This window comes from Roseomonas acroporae, assembly GCF_023223525.1.
Lineage (GTDB): Bacteria > Pseudomonadota > Alphaproteobacteria > Acetobacterales > Acetobacteraceae > Roseomonas_E > Roseomonas_E acroporae.
In genome coordinates this window covers 20,942-27,498 of the sequence record NZ_JALPRX010000140.1, presented here as the reverse complement: position 1 = coordinate 27,498, position 6,557 = coordinate 20,942, and the positions used below count along the sequence as shown (strand labels likewise).

6 protein-coding genes and 2 pseudogenes are annotated in these 6,557 nt (G+C 66.4%); 2 read left to right on the top strand and 6 right to left on the bottom strand.

The window, feature by feature from the left end; all coding sequences use genetic code 11:
- A pseudogene (locus M0638_RS25560) lies at nt 1-212 on the bottom strand (IS30 family transposase); the annotation flags it as partial.
- Nucleotides 213-214: 2 nt separating this feature from the next.
- Between M0638_RS25560 and M0638_RS25555 the strand changes: the two are divergent.
- Complete coding sequence (locus M0638_RS25555; protein ID WP_248669784.1) at nt 215-622, top strand: transposase; 408 nt, start codon at nt 215-217, stop codon at nt 620-622.
- Between the two features lie 112 nt (nt 623-734).
- Here M0638_RS25555 and M0638_RS29000 read toward each other — a convergent pair whose 3' ends face one another.
- A complete protein-coding gene (locus tag M0638_RS29000; RefSeq protein ID WP_282572299.1) occupies nt 735-1,526 on the bottom strand; it encodes an ATP-binding protein in 792 nt (263 codons plus the stop codon).
- Nucleotides 1,527-1,674: 148 nt separating this feature from the next.
- Between M0638_RS29000 and M0638_RS25545 the strand changes: the two genes are divergently transcribed.
- Nucleotides 1,675-2,883: a recombinase family protein gene (locus M0638_RS25545; RefSeq protein WP_248669783.1), complete on the top strand. Its 1,209-nt coding sequence runs from the start codon at nt 1,675-1,677 to the stop codon at nt 2,881-2,883.
- Here the strand turns inward: M0638_RS25545 and M0638_RS25540 are convergent.
- The 4 genes and pseudogenes from M0638_RS25540 to M0638_RS25525 all read right to left on the bottom strand — a co-directional run bounded on the left by M0638_RS25540 (nt 2,793) and on the right by M0638_RS25525 (nt 6,557).
- Nucleotides 2,793-3,628, bottom strand: a pseudogene (locus M0638_RS25540) (IS5 family transposase). The gene M0638_RS25545 and the pseudogene M0638_RS25540 overlap by 91 nt on opposite strands.
- Before the next feature lie 117 nt (nt 3,629-3,745).
- Nucleotides 3,746-4,183 (bottom strand): DsrE family protein, encoded by a 438-nt coding sequence (locus M0638_RS25535; RefSeq protein WP_248669782.1) that lies wholly within the window; start codon nt 4,181-4,183, stop codon nt 3,746-3,748.
- A gap of 81 nt (nt 4,184-4,264) precedes the next feature.
- Nucleotides 4,265-5,233: an MBL fold metallo-hydrolase gene (locus M0638_RS25530; protein WP_248669781.1), complete on the bottom strand. Its 969-nt coding sequence runs from the start codon at nt 5,231-5,233 to the stop codon at nt 4,265-4,267.
- A gap of 310 nt (nt 5,234-5,543) precedes the next feature.
- Complete coding sequence (locus M0638_RS25525; protein WP_248669780.1) at nt 5,544-6,557, bottom strand: zinc-binding alcohol dehydrogenase family protein; 1,014 nt, start codon at nt 6,555-6,557, stop codon at nt 5,544-5,546.

Genomic DNA, 6,557 nt, shown 5'->3' with positions numbered 1-6,557 from the left:
CCGTGCCGTCGGCCCTTCCACGGCACCGTCGTCGGGCCGGGCACCGCGGCGCCGCCCGGAACGGCAACGGAACCGGCCAACCGGTCCTGCACGTAGGCTCGCAGTGCCGGGTGTGTAGTCAGCTTCGCCGGCTTCGGCCGCCGTGCCGCCCGCTCCGCGTGCCATTGCGCGGTCGTCGCCCGGTAGTCCAGATTGCCGCCCCGCGTCGCCGCGGTTGACCATCATCGACACGCAGACGGTCAAGTGCCTGCCTGTACGCGGTCCACGCGGCTACGATGCCGCCAAGCGCATGGTCGGGCGCAAGCGGGTTGCGCTGGTCGATGCTGACGGCAACTGGCTGGCCGTAGCCGTCGTGCCGGCCTTGGTCCAGGACCGCGACACCCTGCCGGCCCTCGATGCCGGCAAGCAGGCCTGGCCGAGCCTGCGCGTGGCCATCTTGGATGGCGCCTTCACCGCCAAGCGCTGCCAGACCTGGTGCCACCTGCATGGCATGCGCCACGAAGTCGTCAGCCGGACACCCGGGCAGCGGGGCTTTGCCGTGCTGCCGCGCCGCTGGGTCGTCGAGCGTAGCTTCGGCTGGCTCACCCACTGGGGCGGCCTCCTGCGCGACCGTGCAGTGTAGCGCGACAATCTGGATGAGGAGCGGGCGGCGATCAGGATGGTGATCTGGCTGCGCTTGCTGCGATGATTGCCGCGCCAGATTGCCGCTGGCAAGTTGGAAGGGCGACCGGAAGTCAGGTGGGTTGTGGCTCGGGCGCTGTGGTGTGTGGCCCTACCTTTCTGGGGGTTGTCGGGCGGGTCTTGCGATTGGCGGCGCGCTGCCTGTAGCTCTCGACGTTCATCTCGATGACGGTGGCGTGGTGAACGAGGCGGTCGACGGCGGCTACGGTCATGGCGGGATCGGGAAAGACGCTATCCCAGGCGCCGAAAGGCTGGTTGGCGGTGATCAGGAGGGAGCGGCGCTCGTAGCGGCGGCTGATCAGTTCGAACAAGACGCTGGTTTCTGCCTGGTCACGTCGAACGTAGGAGAGGTCGTCGAGGATCAGCAGGTCGTAGCGGTCGAGCCGGGTGATGGCGGCCTCGAGGGCCAGCTCCTGCCGGGCGGCCTGCAGGCGCTGGACGAGGTCGGTGGTACGGGCGAACAGGGCGCGGAAGCCGTTCTCGACGAGGGCCCGCGCCAAGGCGGCCGCGATGTGGCTCTTGCCGGAACCGGGCGAGACAGCGACATACTGCCCACTATCAGGGCTGGGATGTGACGATCCACTACCCGTTTCACCCTCGTTGCGGTGAACGGGTCGAGGTGTGGCGGCGCCACAGCTTTCGTGGCGTGACGATGCTGGTGGTGCGCCAGCCGGACGGGACGATGGCGCAGGTCCCGGTGTGGATGTGCCTGCCGGAGGCAGCGGCAGCGCCGATCCTGGAGGCACCACGGTTCCCCCTGCAGGTCCTGCGGGAGATGCGCCTGACCGTCGATGCCGCCGTAGCCTCGCTCGCCGGGAGCAGGGGCGAGGAGCGGCGTGGCACATCACGTGATGCCCAGGCAGCGGGAGCTGTTCACGGCGGCAGGGCCTCCGGAGAGCCTGCCGCCGCAGGCGAGACAGCTCCTGTTGGCGCTGCTGGAGACGCTGTTGCTGGAAGTGGTGGCGCCTGCGAGCCCGACGCGGGAGGGCGGCGATGAGCAAGATCCTGCCTGACCATCTGGCCCGCCAGGCCTTCGTCTACGTTCGGCAATCCACCCAGGACCAGCTGCTCCACAACCACGAGAGCCGGCGCCGGCAGTACAGCCTTGCCGATCGGGCCCGGCAGCTCGGCTGGTCCGATGTGGTGGTGATCGATGACGACCTCGGCCGCTCCGGCGGCGGTGTCGCGCGGCCTGGGTTCGAGCGCCTGCTCGTGGCCATCTGCGAAGGTCGCGTTGGCATCGTGCTGGCCATCGAGGCCTCGCGGCTGGCCCGCAACGGCCGTGACTGGCACACGCTGCTGGAGTTCTGCGGGCTGGTTGGATGCCTGCTCGCGGATGAGGACGGCGTCTACGACGCGAGGCTTCCGAACGACCGGCTTCTGCTCGGCATGAAGGGCACGATGAGCGAGATGGAGCTGTCCATCCTGCGCCAGCGCTCGTTCGAGGCCCTGCGGCAGAAGGCCGGCCGCGGCGAGCTGTTTCTCAACGTGCCGGTCGGCTATGTGCGGATCGGGCACGACCGCATCGCCATGGACCCGGATCTGCGGGTACGCGAGGGGATCGGCCTGGTGTTCCGCAGGTTTGCCGCATTCCAGAGCGTCCGCCAGGTGCACCTGTGGCTGCGCCAGGAGCAGATCCGCCTGCCGGCGGTGGAGGTCATCGAGCCGGGACGTGGCATCGTCTGGAAGCTGCCGGTCTACAGCACGCTGCTGCGGCTGCTGACCAACCCGATCTACGGCGGCGCCTACGCGTTCGGCCGCACCGGCAACCGGGTGACGGTGGAGAACGGGCGCAAGCACGTCATCCGAGGGGTGCGGCGGGAGCGCGCGGACTGGGCGGTGTTGCTCCCCGGGCACCACGAGGGATACGTCTCGTGGGCGGAGTTCGAGAGGAACCAGCGCCTGATCGCCGACAACGCCAATGCCTGTCAACGGGCGTCTGATATTGGTTCACCCGCACTTCCCGTGCTGCAGGTGAAACCAATAGTTGGTCACGCAGGTGAAGTCCGGCACTCGCAAGCCATACTCTCGAACGATGGCTTAAAGGCGGTATGTTGTCCTGGCATTATTCCACAAAGCACGATCGGCAAGCTCAAGGGCGTTTGGCAATTTCATGTTGCGCTCTTCGCGATCTTGCGCAGGACGATGCGCGCCATGGCCATGTGGACGAGCATCTCGCCGGTCTGCATGAGGTGTTCGTAGTCCTTTGCCATGCGCCGGTTGCGGCTGATCCAGGCGAGTGTCCGCTCCACTACCCATCGGCGCGGCAACACATGGAAGCCGCGCGGGATCGGGGGAGGCGTCTGACCCGGCGCGACCCAGACACCCTGCACGCGTGTCCACGGGTGCTTCACCACCGAGAGCGTCTAGCCGAGCGTCCGCGTCAGCCAGTCCTGTAGGCCGCGGTAGGCGCTGTCGACCCAGAGTAGCAGGATCGACGGGAACCGCGCGGCCAAGCCCTGGAGCAGTACCTCGGCGCCACGTCGGTCGTGCAGGTCGGCCGGATGGACACGCACCGTCAGCAGGTGGCCCTGCGTGTCGACCAGCACATGGTGCTTGCGGCCGTTGATCTTCTTGCCGACATCGTAGCCGCGCGGCCCACCCGCCTCGGTGCTGCGCACCGACTGGCTGTCGATGATCGCGGCCGTCGGCTGGGCCGTGCGCCCGATCGCGACCCGCCGGCGCTCCGCAGGGCGGCGTTGATCGCCTCCCAGGTCCCGGCACGCCGCCACTTGGCGTAGTGCCAGTACACGGCGGGCCAGGGCGGGAACTCGTGCGGGAGGTCCCGCCACTGGCAGCCGGTCCGCAGCAGGTAGAACACCGCCTCGACGATCCGGCACAGTTTCAGCACTTGTGGATGACCGGCCTGCCGCGGCGGCGTGAGAAGCGGGCACAGGATCGCCCACTCGGCATCGTTCAGATCAGAGGGATAGGGGGCGTTGCTCATCCCGCTGAGATGGGTGCCGATCGGCTCGCCGAGCCAGCCGATCAGCGCGACATGAAATTGCCAAACACCCTACTCATTACACCACCACTTGGATGCGATCGGAGAATCCATCTTTGACTACTCTGTAATCTTCACGAAGCCTTGCTGGACGAGTTGCGTGGCCCGCGCCATCGCGTCCGTATTTACACGAATTTGCGGAAGAAGGTCTGCATTGCCCCAGTGATGGACCCGTGCCGTTGCGCCGCAGAGCTCTACCTGGATACCTCGTGCTTGGAGTTGCGCAATCAGTTCCTTGTATGGATTTCCGGTCAGGATGTTGCGCTCGGTGTTGTAGGCTGTGTCGTGCAGGGTTACGTGCCCGGCATTGGTATGAAAGACCGCGACGATCTCCGAACCTGCCTTCCAGTCTTCGGCGTCACCTTTCAATAGTTGAAGGTGGAACAGCGAGGCAGGAAGATCTCCCTCAAAGGCAAGGGCCCCGATGCTGAAGACGACCTTGACCTCTGGCAGCTTGACCGGAATGTCAATTCGAAGCGGCTGCTCGGCGACGGACATGGGGCGGTACCTTTCGGCAAAATCGGCTCGGTGCAGTGCCGGCACGGATCGTGGAAGAGGATGCGAAGCAGCCCGATGGGTTCAGACGCCCTCGTAGACGAGCTTCGTGAAGAAAGCCGGCGTGATGACGAACTGGCCCCATTTCGCGTCGAACTCTGCTGTCGGTTTCGCAGCGACGGTTTCCTGCAGGGAGCGGCCCTGACGCTTGAGCACGGCGACCTTCTCGCGGATGGCGACAAGCATGTCTCGATAGGATGTCAGCTCGGCCTTGTTGCTGACCGGCTTGCCGTGACCCGGGATGACGATCGTTCGGTCCGTCGCTTCCACCAAGTTCCTCTCGGCCGCCCTGATCATGCCGTCGATGTTGCCTCCGGTCGAATAGTCGATAAAAGGGTAGATGCCGTTCCAGTAGGTGTCGCCGCAGTGGAGGATATCCGCCTCCGAAAAGGTCACGGAGATGTCGCTGTCGGTATGCGCCGGGCCGTAGTGCCTGAGGCGGATCGTCGTGCGGTTCAGGGTCAGCGTCTTTTCCGAGGAGAACACCTCCGTGGGAACCGCGGCGAGCGGAGACGGCGGGAAATCGAAATTCCAGTCCTCGACCCGCTGTGTGGCCAGCAGGTGCTTATGGGTATTCTCGTGCGCGACGATGGCGGCCCCTTCGGCGTTCATCCAGGAATTCCCGTCTGCGTGATCGAAATGCCAGTGGGTGTTGATCAGGGTACGGATGGGCTCACTGCCGAGGCTGCTGGCGGCTTCGAGGATGCGTGGCCTGGACGCGGTGATACCCGCATCGACGAACACCTTTCCATCCGTCCCGGTCAGCACGGCGATGTTGCCGCCCGAACCTTCCAGCACGGCGATGCTGTTGCGAAGCCTGTGCACCGCGATGGGTGTCTTCGCGGCGGAATCGCGGATGAGATCGACGATGCTGCCCGCTTCCGCCCAGGCCTTCGCCGGCGTCAACCAGCCCGCCGTGGCGGAGCCGGCCAGGGCAAGGCAGCACAGGCAGAACCCCCGTCTGGAGAAATTGGCGTGTCGGAATCCGGACATTGCGCTGCCTCCGTTGGCTGTCGTGGTTGGTTGGCGCCTTCCCAATGATTACTGCGGTGAGGGAGAGGCTTTGTCTTGGATCAGGATCTTGCACCTGCCGGCGATCGGCTCGGAGAACCATGTAAGAGACGTGCCGAAGTCGAACGAGGCCAGGAGAGCCGATTGCTCAAGCCACGACAGGATCGGGAGAAGCGTGATCCCGGATCATCGCCGCTTGGACAAAGGTGGAGTTTTCCATGACAGTCCATGCGGGAACGCCGAGGGGTGCAGCGGCTACCAGTGGCCGGACCTGACGGAACGAAGCCCGACTTCAGAATCCGAACAGGACGAGTTTGCCGATGCTCGCGCCGCTTTCCAGGATCCGATGTGCGCGGCGCAGGTTGGCGGCGTTGATCGGGCCGAGATCCTCGCGCAGCGTGGTCCGCAGTAGCCCGGCATCGACCAGCGCCGAGACCTCGTTCAGCAGCCGGTGCTGGCGGATCATGTCGGGCGTGCCGTAGAGCGGCCGGGTGAACATCAGCTCCCAGTGCACGGACAGGCTCTTGCGCTTGAGCGGCACGATGTCGAGCGTCGCTGGGTCGTCGATCAGCGCCAGTGCACCCTGCGGCGCCAGGGCACGGGCGATGGCGGGCAGGTGCCTGTCGGTCGCGGTCAGGCTGGCCACGTACTGTACCTCGGGGATGCCGAGCGCCCTGATCCCCTCGTCGAGCGGCTGGTGATGGTCGATCACGTGATGGGCACCCATCCTGCGGCACCAGGCGATCGTGTCGGGGCGCGAGGCGGTCGCGATCACGGTCAGGCCGGTCAGCCGGCGCGCGAGCTGGATCAGGATGGAGCCGACGCCGCCGGCACCGTTGACGATCAGCAGCGCGCCTTCCGACGTCTTCTCGCCATAGGGCACGCCGAGCCGGTCGAACAGCAGCTCCCAGGCGGTGATGGCGGTCAGCGGCAGCGCCGCCGCCTCGGCGATGCCCAGCGAGGCCGGCTTGTGGCCGACGATGCGCTCGTCCACGGCGTGGAGCTCGGCGTAGGTGCCGGGGCGGTCGATGCTGCCGGCATAGAACACGGCGTCGCCGGGGCGGAACAGCGTCGCCTCCGCTCCAACCGCCTCCACGATGCCCACGGCATCGTAGCCGAGAATGCGCGCCGTGCCCTCGGGCGGCGCGGCGCTGGCCCGGAGCTTCACGTCGGCCGGGTTGACCGAGATCGCCTGCACCCGCACCAGCAGGTCGCGCGGGCGCAGCTCCGGCACCGGCAGTTCGAGGTCGAGCAGCGAATTCTCATCGTCGATCGGCAGGGGGACATGGTAGCCGACGGCTTTCAT

Coding starts and splice junctions, on each gene's coding strand:
- M0638_RS25545 (WP_248669783.1), top strand. CDS start 1,675: ATGAGCAAGATCCTGCCTGACCATCTGGCCCGCCAGGCCTTCGTCTAC.
- M0638_RS25530 (WP_248669781.1), bottom strand. CDS start 5,233: ATGTCCGGATTCCGACACGCCAATTTCTCCAGACGGGGGTTCTGCCTG.
- M0638_RS29000 (WP_282572299.1), bottom strand. CDS start 1,526: ATGTGCCACGCCGCTCCTCGCCCCTGCTCCCGGCGAGCGAGGCTACGG.
- M0638_RS25525 (WP_248669780.1), bottom strand. CDS start 6,557: ATGAAAGCCGTCGGCTACCATGTCCCCCTGCCGATCGACGATGAGAAT.
- M0638_RS25535 (WP_248669782.1), bottom strand. CDS start 4,183: ATGTCCGTCGCCGAGCAGCCGCTTCGAATTGACATTCCGGTCAAGCTG.